This is a genomic window from Pseudomonas sp. YNh (assembly GCF_037993085.1).
In the GTDB taxonomy this organism is placed as follows: domain Bacteria; phylum Pseudomonadota; class Gammaproteobacteria; order Pseudomonadales; family Pseudomonadaceae; genus Aquipseudomonas; species Aquipseudomonas putida.
Genome location: NZ_JBBMRJ010000042.1, coordinates 1 through 18,204, shown reverse-complemented (window position 1 = coordinate 18,204; position 18,204 = coordinate 1). Strand labels below are relative to the sequence as shown.

Below are 18,204 nucleotides of genomic sequence, written 5' to 3'. Positions count from 1 at the left end.
GCGCACAGTACAGGCTTGCGCGGCCTCTGGGCCAGCACTTGCGCCGGCTGTTTCATAGGCGTGGCTTGCGAGGGAGAGCAAGAAATACCGCACCGGGTGTATGTGATCGTACAACTGCTTGCGCTATGATGAGCGCTGTCTTTCTAGGTGAAATACAGGGCAATGACAGAGCAACAGGTACAGGCAAGGACCCGGCGCAAGCCGCGTAGTCTGGCCCAGGAACTGGTCACAGTGCTGACCGAACGCATTCGCAGTGGCCAGCTCAAGCGTGGCGACAAGCTGCCGACCGAGTCGCAGATCATGGTCGAGGAGGGCGTCAGCCGCACCGTGGTGCGTGAGGCAATCTCGCGGCTGCAGGCCGCCGGGCAGGTCGAGACCCGCCATGGCATCGGCACGTTCGTGCTGGACGCGCCGGCGTCGGGGGGCTTTCGCATCGACCCGGCGACTGTGGTCACCCTGCGTGAAGTGCTGGCGGTGCTGGAGTTGCGTATTGCCCTTGAAATTGAATCGGCAGGCTTGGCGGCGCAGCGGCGCAGCGATGAAGAGCTGGCGGGCATGCGTGCGGCGCTGGACGAACTCAACGAAGGGGCGGCCCATGCCAATGATGCGGTGTCAGCGGACTTCCAGTTCCACCTGCGCATTGCCCAGGCCAGCGGCAACCACTACTTCGCCGACATCATCAACCACTTGGGCACCAGCATCATCCCGCGTACCCGGGTGAATTCGGCGCGGCTGGCCCGTGATGACCAGGCGCATTACATGAGCCGGTTGCGGCATGAGCACGAGGCGATTTATGAAGCAATCGCCCGGCGTGACAGCGAAGGGGCAAAGATGGCCATGCGCATGCACCTGAGCAATAGCCGGGAGCGCTTGCGTCAGGTACATGAAGAGGCTGAGGCGCAAGGGGTCTGAGGCGTTTGTGACCTGTACCGGCCTCTTCGCGGGCATCCCCGCTCCCACAGAATCACCACAAGGCCTGAAAATTGTGCAAACCCTGTGGGAGCGGGTTTACCCGCGAAGAGGCCGCCAATAGAAAAGCCCCGCCATGTGCGGGGCTTTCTTGTTTCAAGCGCTCGATCAGATCGCCTCATCACTCCATTGCCCGTTCACCAGCCGGCGCAGCCCCAGCGGGTTGCCATCGCGCAGCGCCTCAGGCAGCAGGGCCTGCGGGTAGTTCTGGTAGCACACCGGGCGCAGGAAGCGGTCGATGGCCAAGGTACCCACCGAGGTACCGCGGGCGTCCGAGGTCGCAGGGTAAGGCCCGCCGTGGACCATGGCATCACATACTTCGACACCGGTCGGGTAGCCATTGATCAGGATGCGCCCGACCTTCTCCTCCAGCAGCGGCACCAGCCAGGCGTAGGCCTCGAAATCTTCCGCTTCGCCGATCAGGGTAGCGGTCAGTTGGCCACGCAGGCCCAGCAGGGCGGCGCGCAGTTGTTGGTCGTCCCGCACTTCCACGGCGACGGTGGTAGGGCCGAACACTTCTTCCTGCAGCAGCGGGTCAGACTCGACCAGCAGGCGGGCATCGGCCTTGAACAGCTGGGCGCGGGCCTGGCTGCCTTCCTGCGCCTGGCCGGCCAGGTGCTCGATACCGGTATGGGCCTGCAGGTGCTCAAGGCCGCCAACGTAGCTGCGCAGGCCACCCGCGTTGAGCATGGTTTGCCCGGCCTGCTGATCCAGGTGCTGGCCAAGGTCGGCCAGTAACTGGCTGTACTGTGGCGATTGCAGGCCGATCACCAACCCCGGGTTGGTGCAGAACTGCCCGGCGCCCATGCATACCGAGCCGGCCAGTTCGCGGGCAATGGCCTCGCCACGTTTGGCCAGGGCGGCTGGCAGGATGATGACCGGGTTGATGCTGGACATCTCGGCGAACACTGGAATCGGCTGCGGGCGTTCGGCGGCCATGCGGCACAGGGCGTCGCCGCCTTTGAGCGAGCCGGTGAAACCGACGGCCTGGATGGCCGGATGCTTGACCAGCCATTCGCCCACACCACCACCGAACACCATGTTGAATACGCCCTTGGGCATGCCGGTGCGCTCGGCGGCGCGTACGATCGCGCATCCCACCAGATCGGCGGTGGCCATGTGGCCGCTGTGCGCCTTGAACACTACCGGGCAGCCAGCGGCCAGTGCAGCAGCGGTGTCGCCACCGGCGGTAGAGAAGGCCAGCGGGAAGTTGCTGGCGCCGAACACGGCGACCGGGCCGACGCCAATGCGCATCTGGCGCAGGTCCACGCGCGGGAGCGGCTGGCGCTCGGGCAAGGCCAGATCGATACGCGCACCGAGGAAGTCACCACGGCGCAGCACCTGGGCGAACAGGCGCATCTGGCCGCTGGTACGGCCACGCTCGCCTTGAATGCGGGCAGCGGGCAAGGCGGTCTCGCGGCAGACGATGGCGACGAAGGCGTCGTCCAGCTCATCCAGTTCGGCGGCGATGGCGTCGAGGAATTCGGCGCGGCGAGCCGGGGCCAGTTGGCGGAATTCAGCGAAGGCGGCAGCGGCGGCCTTGGCGGCCTGGTCCACTTCGGCTTCGCTGGCTTGAGCGAAGCTGTAGGGCAGGGCTTCGCCAGTGCTGGCGTCCAGGCTCTGCAGGCGCTGTGGGCCAGCGGCGCTGCGCTGGCCGGCGATGAAGTTGTGGCCGAGGATTTCAGGCATTGGGGTGCTCCTGTTGGCTGAAAAAAATCTGGGGGGTAGTCGCATGGGCTGTGGGAGCGGGTTTACCCGCGAAGAATCCAACGCGGTGTATGGCACCGGCCTTGCCGGTGTTCGCGGGTAAACCCGCTCCTACAGGGGACGCGAAATACCGGGAAAAAGAGTGAATCCTTGGCATCAGGTAATCGGTGCCGGGTTGAACAGGGTGATGTCGTTGTGCAGCCGGTGCTGTTCGGCCCAGGTCTGCTTGCGGCCGCTGGCCACGTCCAGGTAGTAATGGAACAGTTCCCAACCCAGTTCTTCGATGCTCGAACGGCCTGTGGCGATGCGCCCGGCGTCGATGTCGATCAGGTCGGGCCAACGCTGGGCCAGTTCGCTGCGCGTGCACACCTTGACCACCGGCGCCATGGCCAGCCCGTAGGGAGTGCCTCGGCCCGTGGTGAACACATGCAGGTTCATGCCGGCGGCCAGCTGCAGGGTGCCGCAGACAAAGTCGCTGGCCGGGGTGGCGCAGAAGATCAGGCCCTTGCGCATTACCCGCTCGCCCGGGCCAAGCACGCCCTGGATGGCGCCGCTGCCGGACTTGACGATCGACCCCAGCGACTTCTCGACGATATTGGACAGGCCGCCTTTCTTGTTGCCCGGCGTCGTATTGGCGCTGCGGTCGGCGGCGCCTTGCTGCAGGTAGCGGTCGTACCAGTCCATTTCACGTATCAAGGCACCGGCCACCTCCTGGTTTTCGGCGCGCGAGGTCAGCATGTAGATGGCGTCGCGCACCTCGGTCACTTCCGAGAACAGCACGGTGGCGCCGGCGCGTACCAGCAAGTCGGCTGCGTACCCCAGCGCCGGGTTGGCGGTGATGCCCGAGAACGCATCGCTGCCACCGCATTGCATGCCAAGGATCAATTCGCTGGCCGGTACGGTTTCGCGGCGGCGCTGGTCGAGCTTCTTCAGGCGGGTTTCGGCCAGTTCCATGATCTGTTCGATCATTTCCACAAAGCCCAGGCTGGCGTCCTGCAGGCGGTACAGCCACGGCTCGCTCAGGTCTACCGAAGGGTCGTTGTCGTGCATCACCTGGCCGGCTTGCAGCTTTTCACAGCCGAGGCTGATGACCAGCGCCTCGCCACCCAGGTTGGGGTTGCGCGCCAGGTTGCGCACGGTGCGGATCGGAATGTAGGCATCGCGGGCGTTGATGGCCACGCCACAGCCATAACTGTGGGTTATGGCCACCACGTCATCGACGTTGGGGTACTTGGGCAGCAGTTCGCTGCGAATGCGCTTGACCGCATGCTCCAGCACGCCGGTCACGCACTGCACGGTGGTGGTGATACCAAGGATGTTGCGGGTGCCGACGGTGCCGTCGGCGTTGCGGTAGCCTTCGAACGTGAAGCCTTCGAGCGGCGGCAGCGGTTGAGGGACAGCGTCGCAGCGCGGCAGGCTGTCCAGCTCGGGCGCGGCCGGCATGGCCAGCTGGCTTTCCTGCACCCAGCTGCCTTGGCGCAGGTCTTCCAGCGCGTAGCCGATGATTTGCCCGTAGCGGCGCACGGGCTCGCCCTTGGCGATGGCCACGGTGGCCACCTTGTGGCTTTGAGGCACGCCTTCGACAAGGGTCAGGCCGTCGGCAAAGCGGGCGCCTTCGCCCAGGCCGCCGTCGTTGACCACCACCACGACGTTATCGTCGTGGTGCAGGCGGACGTAGCGGGGCGAGTCGGAATGTTCGATCAACTGCATGTTTGGGCCCTACTTGTCAGGTTCTCAGGCTTTTTTGTACATCCGCCCGCACCGGTTGCCCCGGTGCGGGCGTGTTCACTCAGTGACGCGAGCTGGCCAGTTCGCCGTTGGCGGCAGGCTCAGCCTGTGGCTTTGGGGCATCTTCGCGCAGCTCGATACGCTTGATCGGGCCGACGATCACCAGGTAGCTGAACACCGCTACCAGGGCGTTGGCACCCACGTACACCAGCGCCCACTTGAACGAGCCGGTGGCGCTGATGATGTAGCCGATCACGATAGGGGTGGTGATCGAGGCGATGTTGCCGAAGGTGTTGAACAGGCCGCCGGACAGCCCGGCGATCTGCTTGGGCGAGGTGTCGGCCACCACCGCCCAGCCCAGCGCGCCAATGCCTTTGCCGAAGAACGCCAGGGTCATGAAGCCAACCACCATCCACTCGGCGTCGACGTAGTTGCAAAACACCATGGTGGTCGACAGCAGCAGGCCGCACACAATCGGCAGTTTGCGCGAGAAGGTCAGCGAATTGCCACGGCGCAGCAGCCAGTCGGAGATCACGCCACCCAGCACGCCACCAATGAAGCCGCAGACCGCCGGCAGCGAAGCGATGAAGCCGGCCTTGAGGATGGTCATGCCACGTTCCTGCACCAGGTACACAGGGAACCAGGTGAGGAAGAAGTAGGTGATGGCGTTGATGCAGTACTGGCCCAGGTACACGCCCAGCAGCATGCGGCTGGTCAGCAGTTGCTTGATGTAGCCCCATTTCGGGCCGGCGTTGCCGCGCTTCTGGTCCATGTCCACCAGGCCGCCGTTCTGCTCGATGTGTTCAAGCTCGCTTTGGCTGATGCGTGGGTGCTGGCGCGGGTTATGGATGGTTTTCAGCCAGACCATGGAGAACACGATGCCCAGTGCACCCATGACCACGAATACGTGCTCCCAACCGAAGCTGAATACGATCCAGCCCATGATCGGGGCGAACAGCGCCGTGGCGAAGTACTGCGCGGAGTTGAAGATGGCTGAGGCAGTGCCGCGCTCTTGAGTCGGGAACCAGGCGGCGACGATGCGCGCGTTGCCCGGGAACGACGGGGCTTCAGCAAAGCCGACCAGAAAGCGCAGGGTGAAGAGGGTGACCACGGCCCAGGCAACCGGCAGGCCACCGACAAAACCCTGCAACAGGGTGAACAGCGACCAGGTGAAGATGCTGAAGGCGTAGACGTTCTTGGAACCGAAGCGATCGAGCAGCCAGCCACCAGGAATCTGGCCAGCCACGTAAGCCCATCCAAAGGCGGAGAAGATATAACCGAGGGTAACGGCGTCAATGCCGAGGTCTTTCTGCAGGCTGGAACCTGCGATGGCAATGGTGGCGCGGTCGGCATAGTTGATCGTGGTCACCAGGAACAGCATGAACAGGATCAGGTAGCGCACATGCGTCTTCTTAGTCGCTTGCATGCTGGCAATACTCCCACTAGTTATTTTTGTGCGGGCTCACGAATTGTAACCGGAGCGGGGCTGGCCCGCTCCGGGCGCGGCACTTGGCAGGCCGCGGGCGATGCTTACTGCGGGCCCATCTTGTCCATCAGCGCGGCGAGCATCTCGTACTCTTCTGCGGTGAGGTCGGTGAGCGGCGTACGCACCGGGCCAGCGTCGTAACCGGCAATCTTGGCACCGGCCTTGACGATGCTCACGGCATAGCCAGCCTTGCGGTTACGGATGTCCAGGTACGGCAGGAAGAAATCGTCGATCAGTTTGGCCACGGCGGCGTGGTCGTCACGGGCGATGGCGTTGTAGAAGTCCATGGCGGTTTTGGGCACGAAGTTGAACACGGCGGAGGAGTACACCGGTACACCCAGGGCCTTGTAGGCGGCAGCATACACTTCGGCGGTCGGCAGGCCACCCAGGTAGCTGAAGCGGTCGCCCAGGCGGCGACGGATCGACACCATCAGCTCGATATCACCCAGGCCATCCTTGTAGCCGATCAGGTTCGGGCAGCGCTCGGCCAGTTTTTCCAGCAGGTCGGCATTCAGGCGGCAGACGTTGCGGTTGTACACCACCACGCCGATCTTCACCGATTTGCACACTGCTTCGACGTGGGCGGCGACGCCGTCCTGGCTGGCTTCGGTCAGGTAGTGCGGCAGCAGCAGCAGGCCCTTTGCACCCAGGCGTTCGGCTTCCTGTGCGTATTCGATCGCCTGACGGGTGGAGCCGCCCACGCCAGCGAGGATAGGTACCGAGGTAGCGCAGGTGTCGACGGCAGTCTTGATCACCTGGCTGTATTCGCTGGCGGCCAGGGAGAAGAACTCACCGGTGCCGCCGGCTGCGAACAGTGCGCTGGCGCCATACGGGGCCAACCATTCCAGGCGCTTGATGTAGCCAGCCTGGTGGAAATCGCCCTGGGCGTTGAAGTCGGTGACCGGGAAAGACAGCAAGCCGTGAGAGAGGATGGATTTGAGTTCTTGTGGATTCATTGTTGTAGGCATCCTGTGGCGCTTGGGTGAAGGGTGTTGTTTTGCGTTGGAGGTAAGTTATCGTACAACCTCCGCGATGACTAGTCCCCTTTGCGAGATTTTTTGCAATGGGGCAAGGAGGAAGGGGAATTGCCTGTACTGGCCTCTTCGCGGGTAAACCCGCTCCCACAGGTACGGCGCCCCCTCAGACCCCTGTGCAGATCGCTGTGGGAGCGGGTTTACCCGCGAAGAGTCCAACGCAAGCGAACCATGACGGGAGGAAAAGAGACCGATGGCAGACTATCTGCAATCAGTCATCGTATCTCTTGATGGGGAAGGAAAAAAACGATCGCGGAGACAGGCACTAAGCCGCCGCCCGATTCCACGGGAAGTGTTCTGGGACCAGCAGAGGGTGACCAGGGAAACGGGGGCGGCCTTGCGCCGCCCCGCGATCAAAGCAGAGGAAACTGAAGGTCAGGCAGCGTGCTGGCGCTTGATTTGCGCCTTGCGTACCTGGGCACGGCAAGCATCGCCGAAGGCCTGGAACATCTTGATCGAATCTGGGTTCTTCGCAGCTTGCCACTCCGGGTGCCACTGCACAGCGAACAGGAAGGGCGAAATGCTCGGGGCGTGAATGGCCTCGACCAGGCCGTCTTCGGCCAGGGCGATGGCTTCGATGCCGGCGCCAAGGGTGCGCAGGCCTTGGCCATGCAGCGAGTTGACGCGGATTTCGTCGGTACCCAGAGTGTCACGCAGCCAGCTGCCTGGCTTGATCTTCACACCATGTACCTGGGCGTACTGCACTTCAACCGGGTCTTCCGGGTTTTCCCGGTGGTCGTTGAAGCCAGGCTCGGCGTATACCTTCTGGTAGATGTCGCCACCCAGGGCCACGTTGATTTCCTGCATGCCACGGCAGATGCCGAAAATCGGCAGACCACGCTTGATCGCCGCTTTCACCAGCGGGATATCGAACAGGTCGCGGTTCTGGTCCTGGCCTTTGCCTGGGGTTTCATTCTCCTGGCCGTACAGGGCCGGGTCGATGTTGCTGCCGGCGCCGGTCAGGTACACGCCGTCGGCCATGTCCAGATAGGTGTCGAGGTCTTCAGTGCCGCAGCAGGTGGGCACCAGAACCGGGACGCAATCAGAGAACTCGACCAGCGGGGTGATGTATTTGTGGGTCATGACCTGATAGTCATGGCCTTTGCGCTCTTGGCTGCCCATGGTCATCAGGACGACGGGTTTGCGCAGGGAAGGTTGCTTGTTGCCAATGTTGCTGTTGGACATATGTCACCTTGGGACAGGTTCAGCCTGTCGTTGTTGTGCAGGTGCACGGCGCGGGGCCCTGAGTGCAGCCTGAAGCTCCGAGCACTGCCGGCTCGTCAGAGGCGACGATTCCGGTCGGGGCATGTAGATAGCTTGCCAGAGCCGTTCGATATGTCAAACGACGGAAGAGGGCTTTAATGCGGGGAATGCACCGGTTTTTGGGGGCTGAAACCGATGCGGGCCTGTGGCGGCGTGGGTTTGGCGGGGGTGTTGGTCAATAATATTTAACGACGCAGTTGGCTCTTTGCAGCGGTGCAATGAAGGGGGCTGGAGTTTGTGCTACTGGCCCTATCGCCGGCAAGCCAGCTCCCACAGGATATCTGCAGCTTTCAAAGGCGGATGCAGTACCTGTGGGAGCTGGCTTGCCGGCGATAGGGGCAGCACAGGCATCAAACACTTTGCTCAGTGCAGTATCTGCGCCAGGAACGCCTTGGCGCGCTCGGTACGCGGCTGGTTGAAGAACACCTGCGGTGGGCTGTCTTCGATGATCTGCCCACCCTCAAGGAACAGCACCCGCTCGGCCACTTGCCGGGCAAAGCCCATTTCATGGGTGACGCAAAGCATGGTCATGCCCGTGCCGGCCAGTTGCACCAGTACATCCAGCACCTCGGCGACCATTTCCGGGTCCAGCGCCGAGGTAGGCTCGTCAAACAGCATGATGCGCGGCTTCATGCACAGGGCCCGGGCAATCGCCACGCGCTGCTGCTGGCCGCCTGACAGCTGGCTGGGGTACTTGTGTGCCTGGCTTTCGATACCCACCTTGCTCAGGTACATGCGCGCCCGTTCTTCGGCGTCCTTGCGCGACAGCCCGCGTACGCTGGTGGGTGCCAGCAGGCAGTTGTCGAGCACGCTCATGTGCGGGAACAGGTTGAAATGCTGGAACACCATGCCGATGTCGCTGCGCACCTGCGCCGCTTCACGGGTAGTGGCCGCCAGGTCGATGCCGTCCACCTGGATGTTGCCCTGCTGGGCTACCTCCAGGCGGTTGATGCAGCGGATCAAGGTCGACTTGCCCGAGCCGGACGGCCCACACAGCACGATGCGTTCGCCTTCGCGCACCTGCAGGTCGATGTTGTGTAGCACCTGGAAAGCGCCGTAGTGCTTGTTCAGGCCTTCGATGCGGATCAGCACCGGGCGTGGGTCGGGCTCGGGGGCAAGGCTTGCAAGGCTCAGGGGTGCGGTCATGTTGTTGTTCTCCCGCGTGGGTTCAGTCGAAACGAGTCGCGCTGTAGGGCGCAGGGTCGGTGAAAGGGCGCTCTCCGGTGATCAGCTCGGCCACCAGCCGGCCGCTGACCGGGCCCAGGGTGAGGCCGTGGTGCGCGTGGCCAAAGTTGAACCACAGCCCCGGGTGGCGGGCTGCCGGGCCGATCACCGGGCGCATGTCGGGCAGGCATGGGCGGCGGCCCAGCCAAGGCGTGTCGTCCAGGCGTTCACCCAAGGCCGGGAACAGCTTGCGCGCCAGGGCCTCACAGCGGCCCAGCTGGATCTGGTTGCCCGGCGCGCTGCTGGCGTCGAACTCGATGCCGGTGGTCAAGCGCACACCGCGCGCCATTGGCGCCAGCACGTAGCCGCCCTGGGTGTCGCAGATTGAATGCTCAAGCATCGCACCGTCACGGGTGCTGTAGTGCATGTGGTAGCCGCGCTTGATCGCCAGCGGAATCTGGTAGCCCAGGCCGCTGAACAGGTCGGCCGACTGCGGGCCGAGGCAGGCCACCACCTCGTCGGCGGTAATCGGGCCACGGCGGCTCTCTACCCGCCATTTGCCGTTGGCCTGGCGCAGGCTGCGCGCATCACCATGCAGGAACTGCCCACCGCGCTGCTGGAACAGCGCCGCATAGCCGCGGGTGAGGGCGCCGGGGTTGTTCACGGTCTTGGGGTCGAGCCAGTGGATGCCGCCGACCACGGTGGCGTCCAGCTGATGCTCGCGGGCCTGCAACTGCCCGCATTCGAGGATTTCAAATTGCAGGCCATAGCGGCTCAGGCCTTTGGCGTCGGCCTTGGCCTGCTCGAACAGGGCCGGGTCGCGGAACACTTCGATCCAGCCTTTGGCCTGCACCAGCCCTTCAAGGCCGGCGGCTTTGATCAGCGCGTCGTGTTCTTCGACGCAGCGCTGCACCAGCGGCAGCATGTCGGCGGCGGCCCCGGCCAGGCGCCCGGGGGCCGACTGGCGCCAGTAGCGCCACAGCCACGGCGCGGCCTTGGGCAGGTGTGCGAGGCTGTAGCGCACGTCGGGCTGGCGGTTCAGGCCGTAGCGCAACAATGCGCCGAACTGCCGGGGAAAGGCGTATGGGATGACGCTGGAGCGCTCGATCAGCCCGGCGTTGCCGTGGCTGGTGCCGCTGCCGGGTTCATCGCGGTCGATCAGGACGACCTGGCGCCCGCGGGCCTGCAGGTGCAGGGCGGTGCTGACGCCGACGATGCCGGCGCCGAGGACAAGGGTCTGGCAATGCATGGAACGTATCCTTCGGTCAGTTCAGGTGGCGGCCCAGGCGGCCTTCCAGGTGTTTCAGCAGGCGCCGTACCAGTTCGACGATCACCAGGTAGAGCACGGCGGCCCACAGGTAGATCTGGAAGTCGAAACTGCGCGAGAACGCCAGTTTGGTTACGCCCATCAGGTCGTAGATGGTCACCAGCGAGGCAATTGCGCTGGCCTTGATCATCAGGATCAGTTCGTTGCCCAGCGGGCCGATGGCCACCAGCAACGACTGCGGCAGAATCACCTTGAAAAAGGTGGTCGAGCGCTTCAGGTTCAGTGCCCGCGCCGCCTCATGCTGCCCCGGCGCGACGGCCATCAGGCTGCCGCGGAAGATCTCCGCCTGGTAGGCAGCGGTGTTCAGGGTGAAGGCCAGCAAGGTGCAGAACCACGCTTCGCGGAAAAACCACCACAGGCCGACGTCCTGCCAGAAGCCCTTGAGCGAACCCAGGCCGTAGTACAGCAGGAACAGCTGGGCCAGCAGCGGCGAGCCGCGGAAGAAGTACACGTAGCCGGCGGCCATGCGCTGCAGCAGCAGGCTGCGCGACATGCGCGCCAGGGCTAGCAACAGGCCGAGTACGGCGCCCAGGGTGAAGGAAATGGCCACCAGTTTGGCGGTTACCAGCAGGCCGTCGAGGAAGCGCGGGCCGTAGCGTTCCAGCAGGTCGGGGTCCACCACCAGTGCCAGCAGTTGTTCAAAGCTCATGCCCGTGCTCCTAGCAGGTGGCGGTTACTGCGCCGTTCGATGAAGGCGAACACGCGCCCGGAAAGCGCTGCGAACAGCAGGTAACCCAGGCAGGCGACACCATAGAAGAACATCGGCTCCTTGGTCACGCTGACGGCCAGGTTGGTCTGGCGCATCAGGTCGACCAGCGAAATGGTCGACACCAGCGAAGTGTCCTTGAGCAGCGACAGCCAGTTGTTCGACAGGCCGGGCAGTGCGATGCGGGTCAGTTGTGGCAGCAGCACCTTGAAGAAGGCGGTGCGCTTGCTCAGGCCCAATGCCGAGCAGGCCTCCAGCTGGCCCTTGGGCAGGGTCTTGAAGGCGGCCAGCCAGATCTCGCTTGAGAACGCGGCGAACACCAGGCTGAAGGCGATCATCGCGGCGAGGAAGGTGTTGATCAGGAATTCACCCTGATAGCCCATGGCCGCGAGGATTTTCTGCGCGGCGATCTGGCAGCCGTAATAGATGATCAGCAGTGTCAGCAGTTCGGGCAGGCCGCGGAACACCGTAGAGAATGTGGTGGCCCAGGCCCGTGGCAGGCGCTTGCGCGAGCGCGCTGCCAGCGCTACCAGCAGGCCCAGCGGCAGACCGATGGGCAGGCAGGCCAGTGCCAGTGAAACAGTCACCAGGGCGCCGGCCAGCAGCGCCTGGCCCCAGCCTCCGCTGGCGAAGGACAGCAAGGACAATTGATCGAGCATGACGAACACCTTGTGTTGACCTTACCGGCCTCATCGCCGGCAAGCCAGCTCCCACAAGAGACTGCACATCTGTCAGGCCTTGTGCGGTTATGTGGGAGCTGGCTTGCCGGCGATAGGGCCGGATCAGGCGAGCCGGGCTCTAAGGTCAGTTGTAGATATCGAAAGCGAAGTACTTGCTGGCGATCTTCTGGTACGTGCCGTTGGCCACGATCTGTTGCAGCGCGGTGTTCAGGCGCTGGCGCAGGGCTTCGTCGTCCTTGCGCACGGCAATGGCGGCATCGGCCTTGGTGTCGGCCACGTCGCCGAGGATCTTGCAGCAATCCCCGCCGTTCTTGGTCATCCACTCGTGCAGCGGGAATTTATCGGCAATTACCCCGTCCAGGCGCCCGGCGGCCAAGTCGGCGTTGGCTTCATCCATGGTCGGGTACAGCTTCACATCGGCCCCGGCCTTGCCATACACGTCTTCGGCGTAAATAGCCTGGGTGGACGACGACTGGGCACCGACGGTGTAGCCGACGAAGTCGGTCTGGGCGCTGTCGATCTTGCTGTCCTTGGCGACTGCGACGGTCAGCGGGGTGCGGTAGTAGTGGTCGGTGAAGGCGATTTTCTTGCGGCGCTCTTCGGTATTGATCATCGACGCGACGACGGCGTCGTACTTGCGCGCCATCAGGGCGGGGATGATGCCTTCCCAGTCCTGGGCCACCAGCGTGCACTCGACTTTCATCTGTTCGCACAGGGCATGGGTGATGTCGATATCGAAGCCGTGCAGCTTGTTATCGGCGTCTACATAGTTGAAGGGCGGGTAGGCACCCTCGGTGGCGAAGCGCAGGGTTTCGGCACTGGCGGCGCCCGTCAGCAGCAGGGCACACGCACCCACCAAGGCCATGGTCTTGTTCATCTCGCACCTCATTGCACTCTTGCTATTGTTGTTTGCCCGTCGGCCACGAGGTGTAGCCGACGAATTCGTTATGTAGAGCGGCAGTCGCTTCCAAGCGTTTTTCAACATCAGGCCCGAGTTTCTTGCAGACCTCGTTGACCATCAGGTGTACCCACGACAGCATCGTCGAGGTGGATTCCCAGAACAGATTGAACTCGGTGGGGATGCGGAACACCTCGTCGGCGTTGGCATCGGCCCAGTCACAGAAGGTGTCGGTCACCAGGGTGACCGCAATGCCCGCCTCGCGTGCCTTCTGGCACAGCAGCAGGGCGTGGCGGGAATAACGGCGCGCCTCGAACACCACCAGGGCGCTGTCTTCGGCACGGCCCAGCAGCACCTCGCCGAAGTGCCCGGCGCTGATGTCCACCAGTTGCACGCCATCGCGCAGGTACTGCAGCAGGTGGCTCATGCACATGGCGATGCCGCGCTCGGTCTGGAAACCGGCGATGAACACCCGCGGCTTGCTCGCCAGGCGTTGCGCTACGCTGTGCCAGGTGGGGCTTTGGCGGTACTCGTGCACACGCATCAAGGCGGCGATTTCCAGCTCCAGGCTGCCGGCGTTGTCACTGGCGTCCTGGTTCTGGCGGTAATCTTGCAGGCGGTCGCCCACCAGCCATGGGCCGTCGCCCAGGTCGTTCTGCAGGTCTTGCTTAAGCGCCTTGAGGTGGGCATAACCGAGTGAGCGGCAGAAGCGCCCGACGCTCGATTCGCTGACGCCCAGCTTGGCGGCAATGCTGGCCGAGGTCTGGAACGGCAGTTCGTGCAGGTTGGCGAGCATGTAGGTGGCGATCTTGCGGCCCGAGGCAGCGGCCCCTTCGAGGCTGTTTTCCAGGCGTTGCTTGATCGGTTGGCTCATGCTGCGGCTCCAGGGGTAAGGCTTGGGAAGAAAATGAATGTTTTCTGTCATCAAGTCAACATTTGACAGATTGCTGTCACATGTCGGAAAGTTTTTGTCGTTGCAACGCTGTAGCCATTCCAATACCAACAAGGAGCTTCAGATGTCCGCACCTTCCACCAGCACCGTCGTGCGTATGCCTTTTACCGAGCTGCAGGGTCTGTTGCAGGCCATTTTTCAGCGCCATGACTGCAGCGAGAGCGTGGCCCGGGTGCTGGCTTACAACTGCGCCAGCGCCCAGCGCGATGGTGCTCACAGCCACGGCGTATTCCGTATGCCTGGCTACGTCTCGACGTTGGCCAGCGGTTGGGTCGATGGCCAGGCCACACCGAAGGTCAGCGACGTAGCGGCCGGTTATGTACGTGTCGATGCAGCGGGCGGCTTTGCCCAGCCGGCGTTGGCAGCGGCCCGTGAGCTGTTGGTAGCCAAAGCGCGCAACGCGGGTATTGCCGTGCTGGCGATCCACAACTCGCACCACTTCGCCGCGCTGTGGCCGGATGTAGAACCGTTCGCCGACGAGGGCCTGGTGGCCCTGAGCGTGGTCAACAGCATGACCTGCGTGGTGCCGCATGGCGCACGCAAGCCCCTGTTCGGTACCAACCCCATCGCTTTTGCGGCGCCATGTGCCGAACACGATCCGATCGTCTTCGACATGGCCACCAGCGCCATGGCCCACGGTGACGTACAGATTGCCGCGCGTGCCGGCCAGCAACTGCCGGAAGGCATGGGCGTGGACGCCAATGGCGAACCGACCACCGACCCCTTGGCCATTCTCGAAGGCGGCGCCTTGCTGCCGTTTGGCGGGCACAAGGGTTCGGCGTTGTCGATGATGGTCGAGTTGCTGGCGGCGGCGCTGACCGGGGGTAATTTCTCCTGGGAATTCGACTGGTCGGGCCACCCGGGGGCGAAGACACCCTGGACCGGGCAGCTGCTTATCGTCATCGACCCCGGCAAGGCAGAAGGCGAGCAATTTGCCCAGCGCAGCCGCGAACTGGTGGAGCAGATGCAGGCGGTGGGCCTGACGCGTATGCCGGGTGAGCGGCGCTATCGTGAGCGCGAGGTGGCCGAGGAGGAGGGGGTGGCGCTAACCGAGCAGGAGCTGCAGGGGCTGAAAGCGCTGCTTGGCTGACCCGGCCTCTTCGCGGGTAAACCCGCTCCCACAGGTACTGCACAGGTTCCAAGGGCAGTGGTATCTGTGTGGGAGCGGGTTTACCCGCGAAGAATCCAGCACAAATCCAAGCCATGCAATGTTGCATAGACAACCTTGCACAATAGTGGATGTTCCTGAGCCCACACTCCGGGTATGCTCAGGTCTGCCTTTTCGAACTGTCCTGATCCAAGGAGCTGCACGCTGTGTTCAAACATGTCGATGCCTATGCCGGCGACCCGATCCTCTCGCTGATGGAAACCTTCAAGGCCGACCCGCGCGCCGACAAGGTCAACCTGAGTATCGGCCTGTATTACGATGAGGCTGGCGTAGTACCGCAACTGGCGGCTGTGGATGCGGTGGAAAAACGCATTGCCGGCCAGGACCACGAAGCGTCCCTTTACCTGCCGATGGAAGGCCTGGCCAGCTACCGCCAGGCCATCCAGGCGCTGCTGTTCGGTGCCGATCACCCGGCCGTGACCGGCGGTCGCGTGGCCACTGTGCAGACTGTGGGTGGCTCCGGCGCCCTGAAAGTCGGTGCCGACTTCCTCAAGCGCTACTTCCCGCAGGCCGAAGTCTGGGTCAGCAACCCGACCTGGGACAACCACCGCGCCATCTTCGAAGGCGCCGGCTTCAAGGTGCACACCTACCCGTATTTTGACCAGGCCACCCGTGGCGTGGACTTCGACGGCATGCTGGCTACCCTGCAGACCCTGCCGGCCAACAGCGTGGTACTGCTGCACCCGTGCTGCCATAACCCCACCGGTGCCGACCTTACGCAAAACCAGTGGCAACAAGTGGTCGAAGTGGTCAAGGCACGCCAGCTGATTCCGTTCCTCGACATCGCCTACCAAGGCTTCGCCGAAGGCCTGGTGGAAGACGCCTACGCCATCCGCGAAATGGCCCGCGCCGGTGTACCGTGCCTGGTCAGCAACTCGTTCTCGAAGATCTTCTCGCTGTACGGCGAGCGGGTAGGGGGGCTGTCGGTGGTCTGCGACGATGACGCCACTGCCCAGAGCGTGCTGGGCCAGCTCAAGGCAACCGTGCGCCGCAACTACTCCAGCCCGCCCAATTTTGGCGCCCAGCTGGTTGCAGGCGTGCTCAGCGATGCAGCCCTCAATGCCCAGTGGGCCGAGGAAGTCGAAGTGATGCGCAAGCGTATCCTCGACATGCGTCAGGCGCTGGTCGATGCCCTGGCCGTGCTGCTGCCAGGCCAGGACTTCCAGTTCTTCCTGCGCCAGCGTGGCATGTTCAGCTACACCGGCTTCAGCGTCGAGCAAGTGCGCCGCCTGCGTGACGAGTTTGGCGTGTACCTGATCGACAGTGGCCGCGTGTGCATGTCCGGTCTGCGCCCGGCCAACCTGCAACAGGTTGCCGAAGCGTTCGCTGCTGTTCAGAAATAATGCCGTACGGGGCGCTCCGCGCCCCTTTCTCTACGCAAAAGCGCTCCCAGAAAACGCCCTCTTGCATCTTCCTGCATAGATAAAAATCGCTGTCCTCGGATAGCTTCGCATGGTCACGTGTACCTGTTAGTTCTGCCAGTTGTGGCCTGAGTCTGATCTGCCAATACTAGTGCAGCAGTAAATGAACTCAGGTGCGAGGGCTAAGAGTGAAGCTATTCTATTGCGCAGGAAAAGTGCATAGCCTGAAGTCGGAGGATGGCGTTCGGCAGGTCATTCGCCATGATAGAGAAGTGCTGGTAGAGCGGGGCGCTAGTAGCTACATGGCCTGGGGGGATAAGCAGGCTTAAGTTTTTGGGGGCATGGGGCCAGTCGGGGTTCATGGAAAAAGCTATAACGTCTACGGCGTTCATGAATTTGCTGCTGAAACAGTCGGCCTCATCGGCTTTTCAGGGTGTTACTTCGACGCATTGTCCAGTTGTTATCTGCTGGGCAACGGTTATCGTAGCTACAGCCCGAGGATGATGCGTTTCTTGTCACCCGATAGCCTGAGCCCGTTTGATTTAGGAGGTCTGAACGCTTATGGCTATTGTTCCGGAGACCCGATTAATCGTGTAGATGACAATGGCCGATTCTGGGACAAGGCATTGAGCGTGAAGTTGTAAGATTCAAGGTTCGTAGAAGTAACAGGTTTGAGGTCAAGAGACAAATTACGTCTGCTGGGGGGGGGAGTGGGGGGAGGTCAAGGTTGCCAAGCTTGACCAAGGCTTAAAAGTAGAATTTGATAAGGCGCGCATAAATAAACTAAGCATTGATGATATGGCTCCTATTAAGTCGTTCGTTCTGTATCGATCTATGCAAAATGCTAAGCGTGCCTATATGGCCGGGGCTGTATATGGGTTGGATGTCCCGCGAAAGGGCATGTTTAAAATGCAGTATGATAAAGTAAATGAAATGGTCAGAAAGGTACGCGAAACCGGAAGCCTGATCGTGTCCCGGGAAGTGGTGTAACTGAACCAGTCGAAGGCGCCCTGCGGGCGAAAGAGGATGGTCATCGTGGTTCTTGGCTAACGTTGAGTTTGCGAAGACCAAACACTCACCAGAGAAACCACGATGACCAAGCCCACTATCGCATTGACCGAGTTGGTTGAGAAAGGGGCAGATGCTGATCTGCTCAAGCAAATGATCCAGTTCGTTGCCCAGCGCATGATGGAGTTTGACGTCGAAGGCCTGTGCGGCGCGGGCTTCGATGTCAAAAGCCCAGACCGGACAAATAGCCGTAATGGCTACCGCGATCGTCTTTGGCAAACCCGCGCAGGCGACGTCGACCTTAAGATTCCCAAGCTGCGCCAAGGCAGCTATTTCCCTGGTTTCCTTGAACCTCGACGCACCGCTGAGAAAGCCATGGCGGCAGTCATCCAGGAGGCCTACATCCAAGGCGTTTCAACGCGTTCGGTGGACGAGCTGGTCAAGGCCATGGGCATGACCGGTATCTCTAAAAGCCAGGTCTCACGGCTAGCCGGTGAGATCGATGAGCGCGTTCACGCCTTCCTTGACCGCCCGCTTGAGGGCGACTGGCCCTATCTCTGGATCGATGCCACCTACGTCAAAGTGCGGGAGGCCGGACGCATCGTCTCGGTCGCCGTAATAATCGCCGTGGCCGTGAACACCGACGGTGGCCGCGAAGTCCTGGGCATGCGGGTTGGGCCTTCAGAGGCTGAGCCGTTCTGGACAGACTTCCTGCGCAGCCTCATGCGACGTGGCTTGCGGGGCGTGAAGCTG

16 protein-coding genes are annotated in these 18,204 nt (G+C 62.7%); 5 read left to right on the top strand and 11 right to left on the bottom strand.

Features of this window, described 5'->3' with window-relative positions:
• Positions 1–162 precede the first annotated feature (162 nt).
• Positions 163–912 (top strand): FadR/GntR family transcriptional regulator, encoded by a 750-nt coding sequence (locus WF331_RS27195; RefSeq protein WP_049275950.1) that lies wholly within the window; start codon positions 163–165, stop codon positions 910–912.
• 165 nt (positions 913–1,077) lie between these two features.
• Here WF331_RS27195 and WF331_RS27190 read toward each other — a convergent pair whose 3' ends face one another.
• The 11 genes from WF331_RS27190 to WF331_RS27140 form a co-directional block, all read right to left on the bottom strand.
• Positions 1,078–2,658, bottom strand: a complete 1,581-nt coding sequence (locus WF331_RS27190) for an aldehyde dehydrogenase (NADP(+)) (RefSeq protein ID WP_016499306.1) — start codon at positions 2,656–2,658, stop codon at positions 1,078–1,080.
• A 174-nt stretch (positions 2,659–2,832) separates the two neighbouring features.
• Positions 2,833–4,386 (bottom strand): galactarate dehydratase, encoded by a 1,554-nt coding sequence (gene garD, locus WF331_RS27185; RefSeq protein WP_016499307.1) that lies wholly within the window; start codon positions 4,384–4,386, stop codon positions 2,833–2,835.
• A gap of 79 nt (positions 4,387–4,465) precedes the next feature.
• Positions 4,466–5,830: an MFS transporter gene (locus tag WF331_RS27180; protein WP_016499308.1), complete on the bottom strand. Its 1,365-nt coding sequence runs from the start codon at positions 5,828–5,830 to the stop codon at positions 4,466–4,468.
• 104 nt (positions 5,831–5,934) lie between these two features.
• On the bottom strand, positions 5,935–6,846 hold the full coding sequence (gene kdgD / locus WF331_RS27175) for a 5-dehydro-4-deoxyglucarate dehydratase (RefSeq protein WP_016499309.1): 912 nt from the start codon (positions 6,844–6,846) through the stop codon (positions 5,935–5,937).
• A 453-nt stretch (positions 6,847–7,299) separates the two neighbouring features.
• Entirely contained in the window at positions 7,300–8,109 is an 810-nt protein-coding gene (locus tag WF331_RS27170; protein WP_016487465.1) for a gamma-glutamyl-gamma-aminobutyrate hydrolase family protein, read from the bottom strand.
• A 441-nt stretch (positions 8,110–8,550) separates the two neighbouring features.
• Positions 8,551–9,333 carry an amino acid ABC transporter ATP-binding protein gene (locus tag WF331_RS27165; RefSeq protein ID WP_063424647.1) on the bottom strand — a complete coding sequence of 261 codons (783 nt, stop codon included), beginning with the start codon at positions 9,331–9,333 and terminating at the stop codon, positions 8,551–8,553.
• A gap of 22 nt (positions 9,334–9,355) precedes the next feature.
• Positions 9,356–10,600 carry an NAD(P)/FAD-dependent oxidoreductase gene (locus tag WF331_RS27160; RefSeq protein WP_016499311.1) on the bottom strand — a complete coding sequence of 415 codons (1,245 nt, stop codon included), beginning with the start codon at positions 10,598–10,600 and terminating at the stop codon, positions 9,356–9,358.
• Between the two features lie 16 nt (positions 10,601–10,616).
• A complete protein-coding gene (locus tag WF331_RS27155) occupies positions 10,617–11,327 on the bottom strand; it encodes an ABC transporter permease (RefSeq protein WP_016499312.1) in 711 nt (236 codons plus the stop codon).
• On the bottom strand, positions 11,324–12,043 hold the full coding sequence (locus tag WF331_RS27150) for an ABC transporter permease (RefSeq protein WP_049275942.1): 720 nt from the start codon (positions 12,041–12,043) through the stop codon (positions 11,324–11,326). Before WF331_RS27150 ends, WF331_RS27155 begins: the two co-directional genes overlap by 4 nt.
• 145 nt (positions 12,044–12,188) lie before the next feature.
• Positions 12,189–12,941 carry a transporter substrate-binding domain-containing protein gene (locus tag WF331_RS27145; protein ID WP_016499314.1) on the bottom strand — a complete coding sequence of 251 codons (753 nt, stop codon included), beginning with the start codon at positions 12,939–12,941 and terminating at the stop codon, positions 12,189–12,191.
• 22 nt (positions 12,942–12,963) lie between these two features.
• Positions 12,964–13,836 carry a MurR/RpiR family transcriptional regulator gene (locus tag WF331_RS27140; protein ID WP_016499315.1) on the bottom strand — a complete coding sequence of 291 codons (873 nt, stop codon included), beginning with the start codon at positions 13,834–13,836 and terminating at the stop codon, positions 12,964–12,966.
• Between the two features lie 142 nt (positions 13,837–13,978).
• Here WF331_RS27140 and WF331_RS27135 point away from each other — a divergent pair, with 142 nt between their 5' ends.
• The 4 genes from WF331_RS27135 to WF331_RS27120 form a co-directional block, all read left to right on the top strand.
• Positions 13,979–15,004 (top strand): Ldh family oxidoreductase, encoded by a 1,026-nt coding sequence (locus WF331_RS27135; RefSeq protein WP_016499316.1) that lies wholly within the window; start codon positions 13,979–13,981, stop codon positions 15,002–15,004.
• Between the two features lie 224 nt (positions 15,005–15,228).
• The gene (locus WF331_RS27130; protein ID WP_016499317.1) at positions 15,229–16,425 is read left to right on the top strand and encodes an amino acid aminotransferase; all 1,197 of its coding nucleotides are present in this window, start codon (positions 15,229–15,231) and stop codon (positions 16,423–16,425) included.
• Between the two features lie 359 nt (positions 16,426–16,784).
• Positions 16,785–17,087 (top strand): RHS repeat-associated core domain-containing protein, encoded by a 303-nt coding sequence (locus WF331_RS27125; protein ID WP_284360840.1) that lies wholly within the window; start codon positions 16,785–16,787, stop codon positions 17,085–17,087.
• A 448-nt stretch (positions 17,088–17,535) separates the two neighbouring features.
• Positions 17,536–18,204, top strand: a 669-nt coding sequence (locus tag WF331_RS27120; RefSeq protein WP_340623496.1) for an IS256 family transposase, incomplete at its 3' end; no start/stop codon positions are given.